We start from the raw sequence: 20732 nt of genomic DNA on the forward strand, positions 1-20732 counted from the left end.
AATGAGGCTTTTTTTAGATAATATGACTGTATTGTTTTGTCACTATAGTGTGCTATGATTTTCTCGACGATGATTTTCCGTCCTCCTTATATGGAGGGCGTTTTATTTTTTTCTTGTAAAAGGGTTGCCTATCATCCGCAATGAGATGTTTAAAGATTCCAAGTAGTTAATATAATAAAAGTTTAGAAGATTGCTTTCCATTTTTCATTAAAGTGTAGTGTTTCAAAGTATTGTGATCAGGACGTGGTGAATTCATGCTTAAAAAAGTGACCGGTTTAATAGTATTTATCTTAGTTTTTCTTCCTATTTTCGGAAAACCTGCAATGGCTGTAACTTACACAGTTCAACCGGGAGATACCCTTTCGAAAATTTCCGACAAGTATGGAACATCAGTAGATAAGGTGGTAAACCTGAACAAATTACTATCTACTATACTTGAGCCAGGACAACAATTAGAAGTTCCTAAAATGTACATTAGTAAAGGTGAAACACTTTATAATATTTCAATTAAACTCGGTGTTTCTATACCTGAGTTAACACGGGCAGCTACCCCCCAAATTAAAAATCCTCATTGGATTTATCCTGGACAAATAATAAATGTTCCAATAAAAAATGAAATGATTTATATGGGTAATCCCAGTAAGAAAAGAATCGCCCTTACTTTTGACGACGGCCCAGAAGATATCTATACTCCGCAAATTTTAGATATCTTAAGACAAAAAGGTGTGAAGGCAACTTTCTTTGTGGTAGGGAAGCAGGCAAGGGAGTATCCTGAACTTCTAAAACAAATTTACAGAGAGGGACATGCAATAGGTAACCACACTTGGGGTCACCCGCATTTACCAGATCTCACGAACCAACAATTGATCGAAGACGTACAGTTCACTACCGCAGAAATTGAGAAAATTACAGGGTTCAAAACAGATTTATTCCGACCCCCATATGGTGAAATTCAAGATCAACAGGTAGCGCTGCTTAATAATCGTGGATACCGTTCGATCATGTGGACGGCAGATACAATGGATTGGAGCGGAGTGTCTGCCGAAGATATTCAATCAAGAGTGAAGCAAAATGCAAGCCCTGGGGTCATAGTCCTTCAACATAACTACCATGCATCCGGGAAATTTGAAACTGTTAAGGCATTGCCTCAAATCATTGACCAATTACGGGAACAGGGCTATGAATTTGTTACCGTTCCAACACTCTTAGGTAAATAAGAATTAAATATAAAAATAAAAAGCATCCCAATAGGTTTACCCTATTGGGATGCTTTTGTTTTCTTAAGATTACTATAATTAGAGTTGTCACTTTAGGAGATTTTTTGCGTATATTTTAAGTGGTATTTTGCACATCCAACTTTAAAAACCCAGCTACCTTCACATGAGAGATTAGCTGGGTTTCTTAATTATTTACATCCAATCATTTATAGAACTATTCGGTTCCGCCTAGTAAAAAAGCGACTGCTCATCGTTTAGCAATCGCGCCCTTTAACGGAACAATGCTATTCGTCATTCAACAGTTTCATAATCAACCTTCGTTGTAAACTGCTTATTGGTTTAACTTGAATGGCACCTTCTCAGTTCTTTAAACTCCCTCAACTGGGCTCCTGCTGATATTCCGACGGTCAATAACTGCATCAACAATAAAGATAAATTACTTACTTACTTTTAAAAGAAACTGATCGATACGTTCTTTTTGCCGTAAGTGGTGCCGGAAATGCATTTCGATTAGCTGAAAATATTCCTCTGCATTTAAATATCCCATTCTCCGGTGCTGAACTTTCTGGCTGGCCGGAATGTCAGAGAGCTTTCTCTCTATCTCTTGCATTTTCTCAATGATTTGAAGCAGTCCTTCCTTTACTTCTTCTTTTCCTGTAGGATTTGGCGGTGTGAAATCAGGTGTATCCGGACCTTTTACCCTGATTGGGGGAAACGTTCCTTCTTTGAAAATCGATTCGCCTATTTCTGTTTTTTTACCGCCATCGGAAGTAGTGCCATTAGCACATTGCTTAATGGCTTTCAAATGAAGATAAAGGGTGCCCTTTATTAAATGATTGTACATTTGTCCTAAAGACCATTCATCCTCAGAAGGCTTCCTCGTAAACTCATCTAGCGAATATTTACTTAACTCTTCAATATAGTATGTAGCCACCTGTTCGAATCGCTTCAATATCTCTTTTGTATCCAATAGATCTCCCACTTTCTTTATAATTTTCTTTCTCCTTAATGTTGAGTAGTACGTCCCAATGCTAAACTAAATAACATCTTCTGACATTAACTTCGACTTACTTACAAATAATCCCTTCTCTTTTATTCAAGAAAATGGCCCTTTTATGGAATAACATGACTGACGTTTTCAAACAGTTTTATTTTGTTTTTAAAAAACTTTATTATCTGTTTTGATTTCTGAATTAAAGTTGAACTGAATATTTTTAAAGAACTTTAAAAGGAGGTACTACAATTTAAGTAGTGCCTCCTTTACATTTTTAATAGTAAATTTCAATGACTTTATATTTCTTTTAACAACGTACATTTTTAGATTGTATATCTGCCATCTATGTACCAAAACTCGTAAGTTTCTTAACACCTTATCGTTAATGGATTTATAAGGGTTTATCTCTGTTGTAGGTTCATTAACTCATCTCTTTATCTATGTTCAGTTAATAGATTGAAATTAAGTTATATACACTCATAATGGTCTTAGAGTACAAGAAACGTCATTATACCAATATTTAATTGACAAAATGAATATTGGTACAGTAACATAAATGATTATGATAATCATTATCATTTAATTGCACAAGGAGGTTTACAATGAGATTTACAATAAGTACATATTCAAAAACTATTTTTCTATTGTTATCAGTCTTTTGCTTAGGTTGTTTAGCAGCTTGTGGTTACAATGAAGCTGGAACAAAAAACACAAAGTCTTCTGAAAAAGAAGAACAATCGTATACTGTTAGACATGCTATGGGTGAAACAACGATTTCTGAAAATCCAAAGCGTGTTGTCGTTTTAACAAATGAAGGAACAGAAGCACTTTTAGCAATGGACGTAAAACCTGTAGGTGCTGTGAAATCTTGGCTTGGTGAACCATGGTACGATCATATTAAAGATGACATGGATGGTGTGGAAATTGTAGGAACTGAGCTTGAAGTTAATTTGGAAAAAATAGCAGCTTTAAAACCAGACCTAATTATAGGAAATAAGGTACGTCAAGAAGCCATTTACGATAAATTAAGTGCAATTGCTCCAACTGTTTTTTCTGAAACTTTAACAGGGAATTGGAAAGAAAATTTCAGTCTATATGCAAAAGCAATTAATAATAAGGATAAAGGGAATGAAGTATTACAGCAATTCAATGAACACATTGCAGATGTAAAAGAAAAGCTAGGTGATAAGGTAAACCAAGAAGTATCTGTTGTGCGTTTCCTAGCAGGCACTTCATATATTTATTACACAGATTCATTTTCAGGCGTGATTTTTGACCAATTAGGATTTAAACCTGCTGAGCAACAAAAAGAATTATTTAACGCTGACAATAAGCTTGGTAATTTTTCTTTGGAAGTAGGTAAAGAAGCTATTCCTAAAATGGATGGAGATATTCTATTTTACTTTACATATGCTCCAGGTGGAGATAAAGAAGCAATAAAAACTGCAAAAGAATGGACAAGTGAAGCTCTTTGGAATAATCTAAATGCAGTAAAAAAAGGAAATGCATATGGGGTGAGTGACGCCGTTTGGAATACTGCTGGCGGTGTAATTGCAGCTAACAAAATGTTAGATGAACTTGAAGAGATCATGACTAGTAAGTAAAATTTCAAAGGTTCTATCACTTTAGGGAAAAACCGGAAAGTATATTCATACTTTCTGGTTTTTGCTCTTTTTTCGCAAATTAATAGTTAACAGAAGTGTTGTTTCAATGTGAGTGACAAAGATATCCTTAGATTGATGCTAGACCTTATTTAACTGGCAGGTTAGTTCTATAAGAAAAAACATTTATCAATCTTACTTTTGATATAATTGAATAAAAATAAATGTTATTTGGAGAATAAAATGCTTAAAAAAATTAAAGCGTGGACAAGGAATTTGAAGAAACAGGTTTTTATACTTTACTTTGCTTATAAAGATAATAGAGTACCCTGGTATGCAAAGTTATTCGCTGCTTGTGTAGTTGCTTATGCATTCAGTCCAATTGACTTAATACCTGACTTTATACCGATTCTTGGCTATATAGACGATGTAATTATCGTTCCATTAGGTATAATGCTTGCATTAAAGATGATTGCAGCGAGTGTATTAACCGACTGTGAAGAAAAGGCAGAAGAGTTGATGAAAAAAGGTAAACCTAAGAATTGGATAGTCGGCTCAATAATAATTTTAATTTGGGGTTTAATTTTAATATGGGGTATTATTACAATCTATAATTTCTTAAATTAAAGGGTGACGTTACTTTTAGAAGGAAGTGACGCTTTTCTTATGGCACTAAAGGGGCAGGATAGTTTAAGTACACTTTTTAACAATGTTACTAAAAAAGCCCTGTTTAACAGGGCAATTTTTGACTAACTATTATTTAATTTGTTTTATTCCTCATCTATTTGTTTTGTAACATAATTCATCCATAACCCGCCATCATCCAATTTTTCTATTTCTTTTAAATAAAAATTTAATGGCCCTGTCTTTGGGAGATGAGAGCTAGATTCAAAAAGTGTCAAAGAGTTAGTTGAACCATCAGCTATTGGGACTAAGACCAAACTTAACTCATCAATTAAACCATCATTTAGAAACGCTCCGTTTAAAACGCCTCCGCCTTCTAACATTATTTTATCGATTGAAAATAATTTTTTTAACTTTTGAACTACTATCATAAAATCTAATTGTTCTTTTCCACCGAAAATATACGAAATACCTATTTTTTGTAGATAAGCAAGATAAGCATCAGATACTAGCTCTGTAAGAACTTCTACTATATGATCTTCTGTCCTATTCTCGCTCCATTCTGAAATGTAGTTTTTTGTCCATCCTAATTTTCCAGAAGGGTCTACTGCAATTGCATACGTTTTAGCATCTGTTGTTGCTACATAATCAGTTCTTGGCATTGACGGAATGTTTTCATGTGTTAAATCTAATTTATGTCCAAAGGTAAAGTTTTCCTCCAAGGTAATCCTGCCACACATCCATGCTTTGCATCCGTAACGTTCATGAATTTTTTCATACTCGTCAATAAAATATTGGGTACGTTCTTCTTCCAAATAATCCCCAATAATTTTCCCATCCAATGATGTCAGCATGTGGCATATTATATATGGTCTTTCCAAAGTATTCCTCCTTTCTATAAGAACAAATCATAATCCTAGGATTGATATTAAAAATGCCCTGAATAACAGGGCATTTTTTATCCTCAACTATTATTTTACTTTACTGTATTCCTTATCTGTTACTGGTTCCAACCATTCCGGTGTACCTGCAGTGATTGCAATGTGTTCAAACCAGCTATCTTTTGTAGCGCCATGCCAGTGTTTTACACCATCGTGGGTGACAATAACATCTCCAGCTTTTAAGAATTGAGCAGGTTTACCTTCTTCTTGGTACCAACCTTCGCCACCAGTTACTAATAAAAGTTGGAATCCATCACGATGAATATGCCAGTTATTTCTGCATCCTGGTTCAAAGGTCACATTCCCTACACCAACACTCACTTTAGGGTCAGCAATTAATGATTTAAGATAACTTTGTCCCACAAAAAATTGTGCATATGCTTCATTTTTCTCACCCACTGGGAAAATTACGCCATTTTTTACTTCTTCATGTTTTGCCATTTTACTTCCTCCAATAAAACTATAATTTTTATTATTAACCTACTTGAACTGTGGGGCGTATAATCATTTCATTAATTCCTACATCAGATGGTTGTTCAATGGCAAAGGCTATTGCACGAGCGATACGGTCAGAATCGATGGCAGCTTTGTAAAATTCATCTAATCCTGCTTTCATTGCTGGGTCTGTTGTAGTTTCTAACAATTCGCTTGTAACAGCTCCAGGAGAGATATTTGTTACACGGATATTCGTGCCACTCATTGCTTCTTCTTGGCGTAAACCTTCAGAAATGGCTTTTACAGCAAATTTAGTACCACAATATACCGTTCCACCAGGGTAGATGTTATGTCCAGCTACAGAAGAAAGATTAATAACGTGACCTGATTTCCGTTCTCTCATAGATGGAACGATAGCAGCGATAGCATACAAAACACCTTTGATGTTAACATCAATCATCTTATCCCATTCATCAACTTTATTTTCTGCAAGAAAAGCTTGTGGCATGATTCCAGCATTGTTGACTAGCACATCAATTTTTCCAAACTCATTAAGAGCATACGCAGCGAGTTCTTCCATCTGTTGACGAGAAGTAACATCTGTTACTTTATAAATAGCTTGTCCACCATTGTTTTTAATTTCATCTTGTAATTTCTTTAAACGATCTTCACGACGAGCCGCAAGTACCAACTTTGCACCTTTAAGAGCAAGTTCTTTTGCAGTAGCTTCTCCAATCCCAGAAGAAGCACCTGTAATAATGACAACTTTATCTTGAATATTTGACATAATAAATAACACCCTTTCTTAATTTTCAGGAATAATTTCGTTCACACAAGTTAATGCATTCAATGTCCTTGGAAAACCTATATATGGAAGGCAGTGGGTGATAGCGGTGACTAAAGTTTCCTTATCATTGTCCACATTTTTGTTACCCTGCACATGTGCTTTTACTTGACCTTCAGCACCACCTAAAGCAGTTATAATACAGAGTGTTAACAACTCTCGTGTTTTCAAATCAAGTCCGCTCCGGGTGTAGAAGTCTCCGAAGCAAAAAGAGGAGAGATAATCCTGTATGTGCTTTTGATTTTCTGGTCCGCCTTCTCGCATTTTTGCAATGGCATCACCAAAAATCTCTACCTGTACTGAAAGTCCCTTGTCAAAGCGATTATCTTTAACAACATTCTTTTGGCTTTCAATTGGTAACGCAATATTCTTGGATTTGAAAACCTCATTGACTTCATTGATAGCATTTAACGTTTTCGGGAATCCAATGTACGGAGCACATTGGTAAACAGCCTCTTTAATCTCTACAACTGTTAGCCCCACATTTAGTGCAGCACTAACATGTGCTTTTAGTTGGGGCAATGTTTGATTGGTCGCAAGAACCACCAGGGTAATCAACTCACGCATCTTATCGTCAAGGTTACCTTGATAAAATACTTCCCCGAAAATGAAATGGCTTAGAATGTCCTGAAAATCAGGATCAGTAGCATGTGCGGCAGTTACCCCCTCACCAAATAGCTGTTTGAACTTTTCCTGGCTCTTTTCAACACGGTCCATAACTAAACCTCCTCTTCGACGTGTTAGTAAATCACATATTGATGCGGTATCGCACATCTGTGTATAATATAAAATGAAAAGATGATGTCTGCAACAATCAAAACGCCAGGATTTGTGCGTTATTGCACAAGTTAATTGAAATTGTGCGATAATTTTTAAGGAAGTTTGGTGAAAACTACAATGTCAAGGGTAGATAGAAGAGTACAAAAATCTCAAGAAGCAATAAAAAATGCTTTTATTGAACTAATGTCTGAAAAAAGCTTTGATCATATTACGATACAAGATATTTCCGACAGAGCAAATGTCGGTCGCAGAACGATTTATGACCATTACATGGATAAATTTGATTTACTGGATAAACTTATTGAAGAACATATTAACGAACTAAGGATACTGTGCGAATCGGCATCTGAATTGAATTTTGTCGAGGGAAATCTGATTTGGTTTGAATACTTTGAACGTAATCGTTCATTCTTTTCAACAATGTTAGGGAGTAAAGGAGCCCCTGCTTTTCGTAGTCATTTCCTAGAATTTGTAATCCAAGAGTTAGAGGGTGAAGTAGATGTAACTGAAGGGAAAAATCAAGGTTTAAGTAAGGATTTAATTCTTAATTTCTTTGGAGCAGCTATAGTAGAAATAGTAGAAGCGTGGTTCACTAATGGATTATCAGAACCGACTCAAGTCGTGGCAGAACAAGTGGGGCTTTTGTTAGATAGGAATTTATAGTTAAGGATAGTTTTTCAGCAGCGTCGATTTAAAGTAGAAGTGTAAAATTAAAAGGTTGACAGTTTTTAAAAAATCACTGCTTGAATAGGTACGGTGAACCGTATCATAATTAAATGACAAGGCCACTTGGTACCAAGGTTTTATATTCGTTCTTCAGTAATCGGGTGCGATTCTTGAATAGACTTTATAGTGGGTAATTAAAGATGCACACCTGACTGGGAAAACAATCTTTACTAATGTATCACCGGGAATTGAGACATAAAAAAATAACTTCATCCAAAAGGACAGGGGAAACGTTTGGCTATTGGTTTTACAAAGCCACGAAGGATATTGCCATGCAAAGGATTCTGCATCATTCTCATCCATCCGTTACCCTGCGTTATATCGGCATTACGGAAGAAGAAACGAACAACGTATTGAAACATTTTAGCGTTTTTCACTAATTTAACTTCTTATTTTCTTCAAGTAATTTTATTCATTTTGATGTACCAAGAATTTTGCTAAATGTTTTTTATAAAAATAATTTGGACCAAATACAAATGTTTACTAGATCCCGAAGGGGTGGACTGACTATTTTTCTTGAGCCATAGTTAATAATTGTTTTTCCAATTTGTAACCCTCCTATCTAGGGAATATTAACTTCTCCGGCGGTTCTGCAATAACCTACCACCTTAAGGAACTTCTTTATATACTTCACTGTTAATCATTTGGTAACAACTTTTGATTTGAATAGATCATCTTGTTCATTTAACCTTCTTCATCTATAGTAGATGGATATATAAGGTGTAGAGGTGAAGAGATGGCATTGCGGCTATTACGGTATTTTATTTTTTTTCTTGGATTAACTTTCTTTGGATTAGGGAATGCGATTGCGGTGAATGTTCAATCCTTGGGGCTGCATCCTTGGGAGGTTTTAAACGTCGCCCTGTTCGAGCGGTTCGGGTTCACAATTGGGACGTGGAGTGTCATGTGTGGTTTAGTACTTGTGTTGATCGCCTTTGTCGTGGATAGGAAGTATATTAATATTGGTACCTTTCTAAATGCCTTGTCAATCGGCCCGATCATGGATTTCTTTTTGCATCTCAACATTCTTCCTCATGAAACGGAGCATTGGTGGTTGAATATACTCATCTTGTTGATGGGTATCATCATAACCGGAATTGGCGGAGGAATTTATGTGGCTGCGGGAATTGGGGCTGGTCCTAGGGATGGTTTCATGCTTTCCGTTTCGGAAAAAACCGGGTTATCGGTCAGTTGGGCAAGAATCGTTGTCGAGAGCCTCATCTTGATTATCGGGTTCATCCTTGGAGGTCCAGTGTTTATTATGACGTTTGCATATACCTTTATTCAAAGCCCCATCTTTCAGTTTTCCATGAAGCTGATGCGTTCCTTTATCGTTAGTTTGGAGCAGAAGCGAAAGGGACAATTTGAGATTCCGTTATAATTGGAAGGAGGATGTCCTTTGGTCACCTCCTTTCGTGCTCTTATTCCACTAACGGGTGCTTTACTTCATTATAAGGAGCTGATCAGCAGCTCCTTTTCTTATGCAAATATCGGGGCAGGTTAGTTTAATAAGAGGTATAATTTTATAAAAGCTCACAGGTGGTGGGAAGATGACTTTAAAAGAGTTTATTGAGTTCCAAGAAGGTATAGCAATCGGGAAGAATACTCATTTATATATCAAAATGAAGAATATTGGATAAGCCAAAATCCAGGTGCATATTATCTTACGCGAGTCAGAGGTGCCTATACTCAAGAGTTTGAAACTTCTGAGGCTCTTTTTAAATATGGAACAATCGAAGAAAAACTACTTTCAGAAATTTATATGGATTTTGAGTGGTAAAATAAATCGTTGATATATTCTTGTTGAACCAACGGGTGCGTTAGCTGAAGATCGGAGCTGTCTTTAAGGCAGTTTTTTCTTTATGCAAATATCGGGGCAGGTTAGTTGCTTAAAGTAATGAGAAAATGACCCAAATATAACAATTAAATTAATTAATTGTCTTTTAGCTCTGTTATTACTGTCATAAATGCACACGCCCCAGTAACGGGAGGTGCTGCGGCATCTCTTTTTCTTCTTCAACAAACGAAGCAGTAGAGTTGAATAAGAAATAACTTTACAAGGCTCTGTTAAATTACTGTGTTGATTTGCAGCTAAAATAATAGCTTGGCATAAAACGCCAAGCTATTATTATTTGTTTGATTAGAACGTTGGTTTGACTATATTTCATATCTTCCATAGTCATTACCCAATATTTATATCCCCTATTAAGTAGAGTGTTGCTTTTCCAGCCATCTTTACCCGTGTGTCCTCGTGCTTACAAAAAAGTGTACCGCCTCTATTGGATAACTGTCTTGCTACCATTTCACGTTTCATTAGTTTCTCTGCCCAAAAGGGCACTAAACCGCAGTGTGCAGAGCCGCATACTGGGTCCTCATTTACCTTTAACTTTGGGAAAAATGCCCTTGAAACAAAATCATAATCATTTCCTTTGGCAGTAACAATAACTCCAAGACCTTCTGGCAACTGTTCTAGTTTTGAAAAGTCAGGACTTAGATTTTTCACTGCTTCTTCTGACTCTAATACAAATAACAAATCTCTATTTAGATATGCTTCTATCGGTTTGGTTCCCAAAGCATCAATCATTTGTTCAGTAAGAGGTATCTCCTTTGAAGGGACAGTTGGGAAATCAAGTTCATACAAATCATCTTTTCTATTTACTGTAAGTACCCCACTCATCGTGTCGAATTGAATGGTTTTCAATTGCTTTTCAACATAGTTCATAATGACAAAAGCAGTTGCTAAAGTTGCGTGACCACAAAGGTTGATCTCTCCTCCAGGTGTAAACCATCTAAGTTTATAGTTTTCCGCACCTTTTACTGCAAATGCCGTTTCAGAAAGGTTATTTTCAATAGCAATCTTTTGCATAATGTCATCAGAAATCCATTCATTCATAACACAAACCCCAGCAGGATTTCCCTCAAAGACCTTCTCTGCAAATGCATCAACCACATAATACTTCATAATTTTTTCCTCCTAGATTAATCAAATTGAACGTGAAATGTTCAGGTGTTATACTTGAATATCCTTATATTAATGGGTATATATGTATAACAGTCAACTTAATCATATAACACTTAATTTTCAAAACAGTGCTGATGGAGGATTTATTATGAAGATTGAAATAAACAGGAACTCCAATATCCCGATTAATCAACAAATTTATGAGAATATAGCAGATAGAATCAGGTCAGGGGGGTTATCGGAAGATGAACGTTTGCCTTCCGTTAGAGCGTTAGCAAAAGAATTAGGGGTAAGTGTACTTACAGTTGTCAGAGTGTATGCATTGTTAGAAAAAAATGAGTTAATTGAACGGATACAAGGAAAGGGGACATTTGTTAAAGCTAATATAACATCAGAAGATAAAGAAAATAATAAAAAGAACACTTTCGAGTGGCAATTATCCGTTTTAGATTATCTTCCCCGAACTCAATTTGGTACCCATTATGGTTCATTTGAAAATTGTATTCAGTTTTCTGTTGCAGCGATTTGTCCATCTTTACTTCCGAATCATTATCTGGAGAAAGAAATCCATTCGAATTTAGAAAAGAATCCCAGTATTTTATCAAGTTATGGACCTGCACAAGGGGATGAGGAACTGAGAAAAGCTATGAGCGAGTATCTTCGCAAACAAGATTTAAATATTGACCATAAAGATATATTGGTAACTAGTGGCACTCAACAAGGAATAGATTTGGTGGCGAGAACTTTTATAGGACCAGGTGATGTTGTGGTTACAGAAGCACCCACTTATCCTAATGCAATTGATACATTTCGTGCTCGTGGGGCTACTATTATTCCTGTTCCATTAGATAAAGAAGGAATGAGAATGGACCTTTTACAAAGAGTTTGCGAAATATATAAACCCAAAATGATATATACCATCCCTAACTTTCAGAATCCAACTGGAAGGGTTTTAAGTCGAAAAAGAAGGGAGCAATTATTAATATTTGCCCAAGAAAATCAAATAATCATTGTAGAAGACGAACCCTGGAGTGAGATATTTTTTGACAAGAAACCTCCATCACCTATAAAAAGTATTGATACAAATGGTTTCGTCATTTATCTAAAGGGGCTAAGCAAGACATTGGTTCCTGGTTGCCGGATAGGACTGCTGACCGCAAATGGCACTCTGTTTAATCGTTTAGTGGCATCTAAAGTGAATACGGACCTTGGTAGTCCATTATTAACACAAAAGGCAATTCTCCCGTTTTTTCATTCGAAAAGGATGGAGGACCATATGGAAAAGCTGAGATTTGCTTTAAAGTTAAGAAGGGATAAGGTTATAGAACTCTTCAATTCCCATATGCCGAATGAAGTTCAATGGATTGAACCAACAGGTGGATTAAATATATGGGTATCGATTCCATCAGAGTGGAACACGAACCATTTATTAATCGAATGTCAAAAAGAGAATATTTACTTTCTTCCTGGTTCAGCTTGTTTCGCAGGAGAACCCGAAAACCATCATTTAAGGTTAAACTTTTCCTATTTATCGGATAGTGAATTAGAAAATGGAATTTTAAAATTTTGCAATATCACAAGAAATTTTTTATCTTCAAATCAACAATTTAGACAATCCCCCATTATGTAAAGAAAGGCTGCAACAAAAATACTTTCAGATTAAAGTTTGATGGTTGTAAATTTTTTCGGTTCATCTCATAGAAATTATATAAAGACCCTGGTTTCCTGCTTACGTAAGGAAGTCAGGGTTTTGACGTATCCGCACCCTGAATTTGTAGAGTTATCTTTACAGAAGCAAAATATAACCCTGCAATAACATACTATATGCTTTTAAAGTTAGGATGTACAATTACATGAGGATATCTTGAAAGGAGTTTACCTCATGAATATTACATCTTTTGTATTTTACTGTTTTATTGTTACATTTACACCAGGACCAACTAACATTGTCATATTATCCACCGTGCATAACTCTGGTACAAAAAAGGCAATGGAATATACGTATGGAGCAACGATTGCTTTTGGTTTCTTACTTGCTATTTCTGCTATGTTAAATACGATACTTGCAACGATAATACCAAAAATATTAATTGTTATGCAGATAATCGGAAGCTTTTATATGTTATATCTTGCTTATCAAGTTTACAAAATGGATTCATCAAAACCAAATGTAAAACAAACGGGTACCTTTATGTCTGGATTTCTTACACAGTTTTTAAATCCAAAGGTAGTATTGTTTACAATGACTGTCATTCCCACCTATATAATGCCCTATTATGTCTCAATGCCTGCGGTTACAATAAGCGTTATCGCTATAACTGTTATAGGATTCTTAGCATTTATTACATGGGTAACTTTTGGTGCAATCTTCAAGGAGTTTTTACAGAAGCATAAAAAAATTGTTAATATATTGATGGCATTGTTTTTAGTTTATGCTGCAATCATGATATGGATGTAGGTAAGCTACTTAAGAGGTGAATGAAATGGATAAATTTATCTATAAAAAATCGGCAGGTATTACGGCTTTGTCAGCAAGTATTACTGATTTCACATATAAGAAGCACTCTCATAAAGAGTATGCAATAGGAGTCACATTGCGTGGCATTCAACACTATAACTTGGATGGCAGTTTACACTTGTCTTATCAAAATGGCGTTATGCTTTTTAATCCGGAACAGGCACATGACGGAATGGCACATGATGAGACAGGACTAGATTATGTGATGCTATATATTGAGCCACAATTGCTTCTGGAGGTTATTGAGCAGAAGGATATCATACGCTTTTCAAACCCCATTGTTTATGATTATAGGCTTAAACAAAGAATACTAAGTCTTTCTAATGCAATATTAAGTGAAAAAGATGAGGCATTGTGCAGTGAATTACTGTTATCCCTCACCGATAACCTTATTCAAACTGATCTTTCTACAGACTATAAGAAAGATAACACTCTAATTAGAAAAGCGAAGGATATGCTTCACACCAACTTAGAAACTATACCTAAACTTGACGAGATATGTAAAGAGCTTGAGTTATCGAAATTTAAGTTTATCCGGTTATTCAAGGCTCATACTGGCATTTCACCATATCAATACTTTCTTAACTGCAAGATAGAATATGCAAAGCAGTTAATAGAAAAAAATAGAGATATTCAATCAGCTGTAGCTGAATGTGGTTTTGTTGATTTAACCCATTTAAATAAACACTTTAAAAGCGTATACGGAACAACAGCTTTTGAATATATTTCACATTTAAATTGATTAGTAGTTTGTTCGATTATTATTGGTTAGTCTATTTGAATTTAAGGAGGAATGGCTTATTAAAAAATCCAGTATTATTTTCTTTGAAAGAAAATTCCCAAGTGCAAACATGATCCTTATTAAGGATCAGCTCCCGGTCCTTATTGATACTGGTTTTGGAAGTGATGTGAAAGATACAGAGCAATTAATTAAAGAAGTAGGCATTTCACCAGAAGAATTACACCTTATTGTGAACACGCACTATCATAGTGACCATGTAGGAGGCAATTTTCATTTTCAAAAAAATTATGGAGTAAGGATTGGTGCTCATAAATGGGAAGCAGAATTAATTAATTCTTGCGACTCGGAAGCCTGTAGTTCAGAATGGTTAGATCAGCCTGTAGAACCTTATCGAGTCGATCTAAAGTTCTCTGATAACGATGATATTAATACAGGAAGCAGAACGTTAAAAATCTTGCACACACCAGGACATACGTTAGGACATATTTCTTTATATGAACCGGAAGAGGAAGTATTAATTTGCGGGGATCTCTTCCACAAAGGTGATATCGGATGGTTAAATATCTTTCGAGAGGGTGTTTCATCTATCCAACGATCGATAGAAAGTTTGGATCGGTTGTCCATGCTTCGAATTCAACAGGCATATTCAGGACATGGACCACAAATAGAGAATCCTCTGGCTGCCATTGATGCAGCAAGGGAACGGTTTGAAAAGTGGCTCAGAATGCCAGAAAAAGTTGCATGGCATGCCTGCAAAAGGATTTTTTCATTCACATTAATCATTAAAAACGGATTGACAAAAGAAGAACTCGATAACTACCTACTAAAGTGTGGTTGGTTCCAAGATTTTGCACGCTACTCTTTCCAACTTCAACCAGAAGAATTTATCCCAATCCTGCTCGATGAAATGATTCGTTCCGGAGCAGCAAGCTGGCACAATAATCATTTAATTGCCTCCACCCCATACCAAGCACCACAAAAGAAATGGATGAATAAGAACATAAAGCCGAAAGATTGGAAACCTCAAGATCTTCTCACATAAGGATATCTGAAAAACGTTTCTGGTTTCTATGCAGCGTATTTATTTTCCGTTCCTCAGATAAATATCTTGTATCCAAATGCTTAACCGAAAACAAATTACCAAAACAATACTTTAAAGACGCTGTTACTTATTAAGATATAAATTCGTGTTTTGTCCGTGGGTATTATACCAACTTTATAAAACCTTCAGGGGGAGATTTATATGTCATTAAAAGTAGGAGATATCATTACGTTTGAACGGACTTTTACTGTAAAGGATGTTGAATTATTTACAGAGATTTCAGGTGATGAAGGGAATCATCATATAACCCCAGATGAACAGGGAAGACTAGTCGTTCAAGGGTTATTAACAGCAACTCTACCAACAAAAGTAGGTGGAGATCATAACGTACTGGCTCGTACTATGAATTTTGAGTTTTTAAGACCTGTGTTTACCGGGGATACAATAATTTGTGAAGTTAAAATTGAAAAATATGAAAGGCAAGAAAATAATAGAATGGCTATTATTGCATTCTTTTTATGTAAAAATCAGAATGAAAAGGAAGTATTAAAAGGGGATTTTTCAGGTGTAATACTTTAAATTCTGTATACTTTCCTTAACAAGGTGCTTAGTAAAATAGCTGAGGTGTCATTTTGTAGCTTTTTCATATTTTCCATTTAATCGAGCGCTCCTTCTGGAATAACGAAAAGTCGCATTTTCCTAGAGAAACCCATTTAGTAAAAGAATACGGAGACATTCAACAAAATATTCAACATGGATGCTTTAACTATATTGAATCATTTATAAATGTCTCTTTAATTTGGGGGTTAATATGTGTCTTATGGAACTAACGGGTGCGTTAGCTGAAGATCAGAACTGTCTTTAAGGCAGCTCTTTTTCTTATGGAACTAATGGCGGGCCAGGATAGTTGTAAAGTGCTGTTTGATCTTTAATGGGCCCAATTCTGTAGTAACTGATTGTGCAAATGATCAAAATTTGAAATAAATGTTATTAAGCTATGGCAGGATTGTTGAAGAAGGAGTAATGCTCTTATTAATAAGGAATGTTGATGATGGATAAAAAAGGAAATGTGGAGGCTGCAAGTAACTCCACAGTTTTCTCCACTAATGGGTTCCTTTCCGGAATATCCATGCTGCATGTATGTTCCGGGGCAACGAGCATTCCGCACTCTATTAGTAAAAAATTTTAAAAGAATTTATGGATTTGAATTTGTTGCCATACAATTTTATAATTGTATGATTAATGATTGTGTGAAAAAGGATGAGGAATGTGCCGATTAATTCGTTTGAGGATTATCCAATGACATGGAAGCCGACAATAAATCGAGAAGACAGACCGATTTATCAGGCATTAGCTAAGCAGTTAGAATATGACATTATAGAGGGGCGCTTAGTGCCTGGCACGAAACTTCCACCACAAAGAGAGTTAGCGGATTACTTAGAGGTGAATCTAAGTACGATTTCGAAAGCTTTTAAAGTATCTGAGTTAAAAGGACTGGTCAGTGCGACCATAGGTAGTGGCACTTATGTTTCGTATGATGCGATTTCGAACGCTTATTTGCTTGCAGAAGAAAAGCCAAAGCATTTAATTGAAATGGGAGCAATTTTACCAGATCGTGTGTCGTATGGACCTTTATTTGACTTATTGCAATCGATGTTACAAGAATCAGATTGTGCGAGATGGTTTGGATACAGTCGGCCAGGCGATGCGATTTGGCAAAAAGATGCAGGCGTCAAATTATTGAAATTTGCCGGTTTTGAAACGACTAGAGAACATATCTTACTTGCTACTGGCGGACAAAACGCCATCACAGCAACACTTGCAAGCCTTTGTCAGCATGGAGATCGAATTGGTGTAGATCACCATACATATCCAGGCTTAAAGACAGCCGCCGCGATGCTGGGAATTCAGCTTGTACCGATTCGTTCAGAATCTGATGAAATGAGTCCGGAAGCACTTCTTTATGCATGTAAAAATGAAAATATTAAAGGATTATATATTATTCCAGATTATCAGAATCCGATGACTTATACGATGAGCGTTGAAACTCGTAAGGCTATTGCTGAGATTGCTGTAAAGTATAATTTATTTATTATTGAAGATGGAGCGTATCATTTAATCCAAGAAAAAGTGTTGCCGGCTGTAGCGACATATGCCCCTGAGCATACGATTTATATAGCGAGTTTATCGAAATCAATGGCACCTGGACTCCGTCTTGCTTATGTGGCAGTTCCTTTAAAATACCTGGATTCTACTCGAAAAGCTCTTTATAATTTAAATATTTCCGTATCCCCACTTCTTGCAGAGTTAGCATCACGAGTAATTGTATCGAATCAGTTTGAAAACATTGTTGCATTTCATAAAGAGGAAACAAAAGCCCGCAATCAGTTGGTTAATCAATATTTAGGTAAAGAGAACTGTTTAGGTGAAGAAACAGGGATTTTTCATTGGTTACATCTGCCGCATCAGTATACAGGTGACCAATTTGAACAACTAGCTGCAGCACAAGGTGTACAGGTATATAGTGGAGGGCGATTTGCGGTAGGTAATGTCGCACCAGCAAATGCCGTACGTGTGGGGATTTGCGCTCCAGAAACGAGAGAGCAACTTGAAAAAGCTCTTATTATACTTAGAAAAATAATTGAAATGTAAAATAAATATTGTTTGCCATACAATAATTATATTGTATGGCTTTTTTTTTACGTGTTATGATAATTCAAACTTAGTTGGGGATGAAAGGAAATATTAATTTTAGTGTCATAGGCTTATCCCTTTATATAAAAATCTGAATATTCCAATAAAATTAAAAGTGGTAGATAAAAAAATTGAAATGTTAAAGGAAGGAATGTTTACAAATGGAAAATAAATATGCTGAGAGGGCCCGTCTAGTTAATTCTTCTGAGACCCGTGAAATATTAAAAGTAACAGAAAGGCCAGAAGTCATTTCTTTTGCGGGAGGACTTCCAGCTCCGGAGCTGTTTCCTGTTGAAGCCCTTAAAGTTGCTTGCAATGTTGTATTGAATGAAGAGGGCGCGGCGTCTCTTCAATATAGTACTACTGAAGGCTATGGTCCGTTGAGAGAAGCTATATGTCAAAGGATGAAAGCGATTGGGATTAACTCTGCTATTAACAATGTTCTTATCACTTCAGGGTCGCAGCAAGCAATAGATCTTACTGGAAGATTATTTATCAACGAAGGAGATACTATAATTTGTGAAAGCCCAACCTATCTTGCAGCAATTAATGCATTTAAATCATACAATGCAAACTTTGTGGAGGTAGCTATGGACAATGATGGGATGATAATGGAAGAGCTAGAGAGGAAACTGCAAGAGCATCCTAGCGCAAAATTCATCTATACTATTCCCGATTTCCAGAACCCTACAGGTCGTACATTAAAACTTCAAAGACGTAAAAGAATGATCGAACTTGCTAATCAATACGATGTACTGATTGTAGAAGATAATCCTTATGGAGCTATTAGGTTTGCTGGAGAGGGAATCCCGCCAGTGAAACATTTTGACACAGAGAACAGAGTAATTTATATGAGCACGTTCTCTAAAATTTTCACTCCAGGCATGCGAATTGGATGGATTTGTGCAGATCAATCGTTTATTGATAAGTACGTGGCTTTCAAGCAAACAGCTGATTTACATACCGACAGCTTTGCTCAAAGGATAACAGCTAAGTATATGGAACTTTACGATATGGAAGAGCATATTAAAAAAATCAAAGCAGTATATAAAGCAAGATGTACAAAAATGATAAAATGCATAAAAGAATTCTTTCCGGAAAATTTGTCTTACAGTAAGCCAGAAGGTGGTTTATTTATTTGGGTTGAGCTCCCAGAGGGGGTTGATTCCAAACATATATTTACAGAGTGCTTGAAAAATAATGTTGCTTGTGTTCCTGGTGTTCCATTCTTTCCAAATGGCACACAGAAGAACACTTTACGTTTAAATTACTCGAATATGCCTGAAGACCAAATCATTGAAGGCATGAAGCGTATGGGTGATGTATTACATCGTGAACTAAATAAAGAGACAATATGTTTGTAACTAAAGGAAACAAAAAATAATTAAATCAAACACCAAAACCATTAATAAATATATTTACCTTCTAAATGTTTAATGAAAGCACTATTTTAAAAAAAATCCAATTCAAACAATAAGATTTTAATTGTATTATTAATAAATCTTACATTTGAATAATCAGGAGGCTTATTATGCCAATATCATTTATAAATCCATACATTACAAAGCCCGTTTCGACATCACCACCACCACAGTTTACTCCTTTATATACGCTTATATATAAAACAGATTAAGAATCTGCGAAATATATAAGCTGTTTCGCAGATTCGAAGGAGTAGACGATGAAATCTAAAATTCAGTTTATATTATCAATGATTATTTTCGGTACAATGGGTTTAGTTGTGAAATACATTGATTTATCTTCGAGTGAAACAGCTTTTCTAAGCAGTTCAATTGGGTGTCTCTTTTTAGTGTTTGTATTTTTCATTATGAAGAAATCCATTCCATGGAAATTAGTGAAAGTTAATGCTTCTACCCTTTTTCTTTCTGCGATTGCATTGGGAGGGAATTGGATTTTTCTTTATCAATCCTACGATCATACAACACTTGCTAATGCAACACTTGGGTATTATTTTGCGCCAGTGTTTGTCATGGTTCTCTCGCCATTTGTGCTTAAGGAGCTTTTACCAATTAAAAAAATTGTTTGTATTGGTGTAGCGATATTAGGTATGTTATTGATTATTGGAAACGGCATTAGAGCCTCTGGTAAAGATGATCTACTTGGAATCCTTTTCGGGTTAGTTGCGGCTGCATTTTACGCAGCCTTAATGTTATTAAATAAATTCATTCAAAACATGGGCATGTTAGAGATTACAATCATTCAACTTGGAACAACTGCTTTACTTCTCTTTCCCTATGTATTATACACTGAGGGATTTGGTATCTTGGAAGTATCAAGATCTTCCATTCCTTTTATAATACTCTTAGGCGTTGTTAACACTGGTATTGGCTTTTGGTTATTTTTTTCTGGTATGCTAAAGTTAAAGGGACAAAGTATTGCTATGCTAAGCTATGTAGATCCTTTTGTAGCTATACTGATTTCCGCTGTAATCTTACAGGAAAAAATGACAATTGTTCAAATCATAGGTGGCACACTCCTTTTAGGTTCAACTTTTATTAGTGAAAATAATTCAATTAATTTTCGAAAACGACACACGAAGATTTTAACAAAATAAAGAAACGGGGCAGTGAGGGGAAATCCCTCACTGCTTT

At 35.7% G+C, this 20732-nt stretch carries 20 protein-coding genes and 1 pseudogene; 15 read left to right on the forward strand and 6 right to left on the reverse strand.

Going from position 1 to position 20732, the window contains the following annotated elements; translation table 11 throughout:
• The first annotated feature begins 254 nt into the window (after positions 1 to 254).
• On the forward strand, positions 255 to 1217 hold the full coding sequence (locus V3595_RS26215; protein WP_485910678.1) for a polysaccharide deacetylase family protein: 963 nt from the start codon (positions 255 to 257) through the stop codon (positions 1215 to 1217).
• A gap of 436 nt (positions 1218 to 1653) precedes the next feature.
• Here the strand turns inward: V3595_RS26215 and V3595_RS26220 are convergent, their stop codons facing one another.
• Complete coding sequence (locus V3595_RS26220) at positions 1654 to 2169, reverse strand: DinB family protein (protein WP_170971726.1); 516 nt, start codon at positions 2167 to 2169, stop codon at positions 1654 to 1656.
• Positions 2170 to 2813: 644 nt separating this feature from the next.
• On the opposite strand from V3595_RS26220, the gene V3595_RS26225 reads away from it, so the two are divergent.
• Complete coding sequence (locus V3595_RS26225) at positions 2814 to 3815, forward strand: ABC transporter substrate-binding protein (protein WP_485910680.1); 1002 nt, start codon at positions 2814 to 2816, stop codon at positions 3813 to 3815.
• A gap of 240 nt (positions 3816 to 4055) precedes the next feature.
• Positions 4056 to 4439, forward strand: a complete 384-nt coding sequence (locus V3595_RS26230) for a YkvA family protein (protein ID WP_485910682.1) — start codon at positions 4056 to 4058, stop codon at positions 4437 to 4439.
• Between the two features lie 143 nt (positions 4440 to 4582).
• On the opposite strand, the gene V3595_RS26235 is transcribed toward V3595_RS26230, so the two are convergent.
• From V3595_RS26235 to V3595_RS26250, 4 genes are all read right to left on the reverse strand, one after another.
• The gene (locus tag V3595_RS26235) at positions 4583 to 5317 is read right to left on the reverse strand and encodes a dihydrofolate reductase family protein (protein WP_485910684.1); all 735 of its coding nucleotides are present in this window, start codon (positions 5315 to 5317) and stop codon (positions 4583 to 4585) included.
• 90 nt (positions 5318 to 5407) lie between these two features.
• Positions 5408 to 5818 carry a cupin domain-containing protein gene (locus V3595_RS26240; protein ID WP_485910686.1) on the reverse strand — a complete coding sequence of 137 codons (411 nt, stop codon included), beginning with the start codon at positions 5816 to 5818 and terminating at the stop codon, positions 5408 to 5410.
• 34 nt (positions 5819 to 5852) lie between these two features.
• Positions 5853 to 6599, reverse strand: a complete 747-nt coding sequence (locus V3595_RS26245) for an SDR family oxidoreductase (protein ID WP_485910688.1) — start codon at positions 6597 to 6599, stop codon at positions 5853 to 5855.
• A gap of 18 nt (positions 6600 to 6617) precedes the next feature.
• Positions 6618 to 7373 carry a carboxymuconolactone decarboxylase family protein gene (locus V3595_RS26250; protein WP_485910690.1) on the reverse strand — a complete coding sequence of 252 codons (756 nt, stop codon included), beginning with the start codon at positions 7371 to 7373 and terminating at the stop codon, positions 6618 to 6620.
• Positions 7374 to 7553: 180 nt separating this feature from the next.
• Here V3595_RS26250 and V3595_RS26255 point away from each other — a divergent pair, with 180 nt between their 5' ends.
• The 3 genes and pseudogenes from V3595_RS26255 (at position 7554) to V3595_RS26265 (ending at position 9543) form a co-directional block, all read left to right on the forward strand.
• Positions 7554 to 8099, forward strand: a complete 546-nt coding sequence (locus tag V3595_RS26255) for a TetR/AcrR family transcriptional regulator (protein ID WP_485910692.1) — start codon at positions 7554 to 7556, stop codon at positions 8097 to 8099.
• Between the two features lie 290 nt (positions 8100 to 8389).
• A pseudogene (locus V3595_RS26260) lies at positions 8390 to 8542 on the forward strand (site-specific integrase); the annotation flags it as partial.
• Positions 8543 to 8898: 356 nt separating this feature from the next.
• The gene (locus V3595_RS26265) at positions 8899 to 9543 is read left to right on the forward strand and encodes a YczE/YyaS/YitT family protein (protein ID WP_485910694.1); all 645 of its coding nucleotides are present in this window, start codon (positions 8899 to 8901) and stop codon (positions 9541 to 9543) included.
• Between the two features lie 801 nt (positions 9544 to 10344).
• On the opposite strand, the gene V3595_RS26270 is transcribed toward V3595_RS26265, so the two are convergent.
• Positions 10345 to 11124, reverse strand: coding sequence for a PhzF family phenazine biosynthesis protein (locus tag V3595_RS26270; protein ID WP_485910696.1), 780 nt, complete (start codon positions 11122 to 11124; stop codon positions 10345 to 10347).
• A 148-nt stretch (positions 11125 to 11272) separates the two neighbouring features.
• On the opposite strand from V3595_RS26270, the gene pdxR reads away from it, so the two are divergent.
• The 9 genes from pdxR to V3595_RS26315 all read left to right on the forward strand — a co-directional run bounded on the left by pdxR (position 11273) and on the right by V3595_RS26315 (position 20695).
• On the forward strand, positions 11273 to 12754 hold the full coding sequence (gene pdxR, locus V3595_RS26275) for a MocR-like pyridoxine biosynthesis transcription factor PdxR (protein ID WP_485910698.1): 1482 nt from the start codon (positions 11273 to 11275) through the stop codon (positions 12752 to 12754).
• Between the two features lie 252 nt (positions 12755 to 13006).
• Positions 13007 to 13582 (forward strand): LysE family translocator, encoded by a 576-nt coding sequence (locus tag V3595_RS26280; protein ID WP_485910700.1) that lies wholly within the window; start codon positions 13007 to 13009, stop codon positions 13580 to 13582.
• Between the two features lie 25 nt (positions 13583 to 13607).
• Complete coding sequence (locus V3595_RS26285) at positions 13608 to 14384, forward strand: helix-turn-helix domain-containing protein (protein ID WP_485910702.1); 777 nt, start codon at positions 13608 to 13610, stop codon at positions 14382 to 14384.
• 22 nt (positions 14385 to 14406) lie between these two features.
• Entirely contained in the window at positions 14407 to 15426 is a 1020-nt protein-coding gene (locus V3595_RS26290) for an MBL fold metallo-hydrolase (RefSeq protein WP_485910704.1), read from the forward strand.
• A 201-nt stretch (positions 15427 to 15627) separates the two neighbouring features.
• Positions 15628 to 16005 (forward strand): hotdog domain-containing protein, encoded by a 378-nt coding sequence (locus V3595_RS26295; protein WP_485910706.1) that lies wholly within the window; start codon positions 15628 to 15630, stop codon positions 16003 to 16005.
• Between the two features lie 472 nt (positions 16006 to 16477).
• Positions 16478 to 16615 carry a hypothetical protein gene (locus V3595_RS26300; protein WP_485910708.1) on the forward strand — a complete coding sequence of 46 codons (138 nt, stop codon included), beginning with the start codon at positions 16478 to 16480 and terminating at the stop codon, positions 16613 to 16615.
• An 80-nt stretch (positions 16616 to 16695) separates the two neighbouring features.
• Positions 16696 to 18078, forward strand: a complete 1383-nt coding sequence (locus V3595_RS26305; protein WP_485910710.1) for an aminotransferase-like domain-containing protein — start codon at positions 16696 to 16698, stop codon at positions 18076 to 18078.
• Between the two features lie 203 nt (positions 18079 to 18281).
• On the forward strand, positions 18282 to 19484 hold the full coding sequence (locus V3595_RS26310) for an aminotransferase-like domain-containing protein (protein WP_485910712.1): 1203 nt from the start codon (positions 18282 to 18284) through the stop codon (positions 19482 to 19484).
• A gap of 317 nt (positions 19485 to 19801) precedes the next feature.
• Positions 19802 to 20695, forward strand: a complete 894-nt coding sequence (locus V3595_RS26315; protein ID WP_485910714.1) for a DMT family transporter — start codon at positions 19802 to 19804, stop codon at positions 20693 to 20695.
• Positions 20696 to 20732: the final 37 nt, after the last annotated feature.

Origin of the sequence: Bacillus sp. CFBP9009, assembly GCF_036541465.1 — a bacterium.
Classification (GTDB): domain Bacteria; phylum Bacillota; class Bacilli; order Bacillales; family DSM-1321; genus Peribacillus.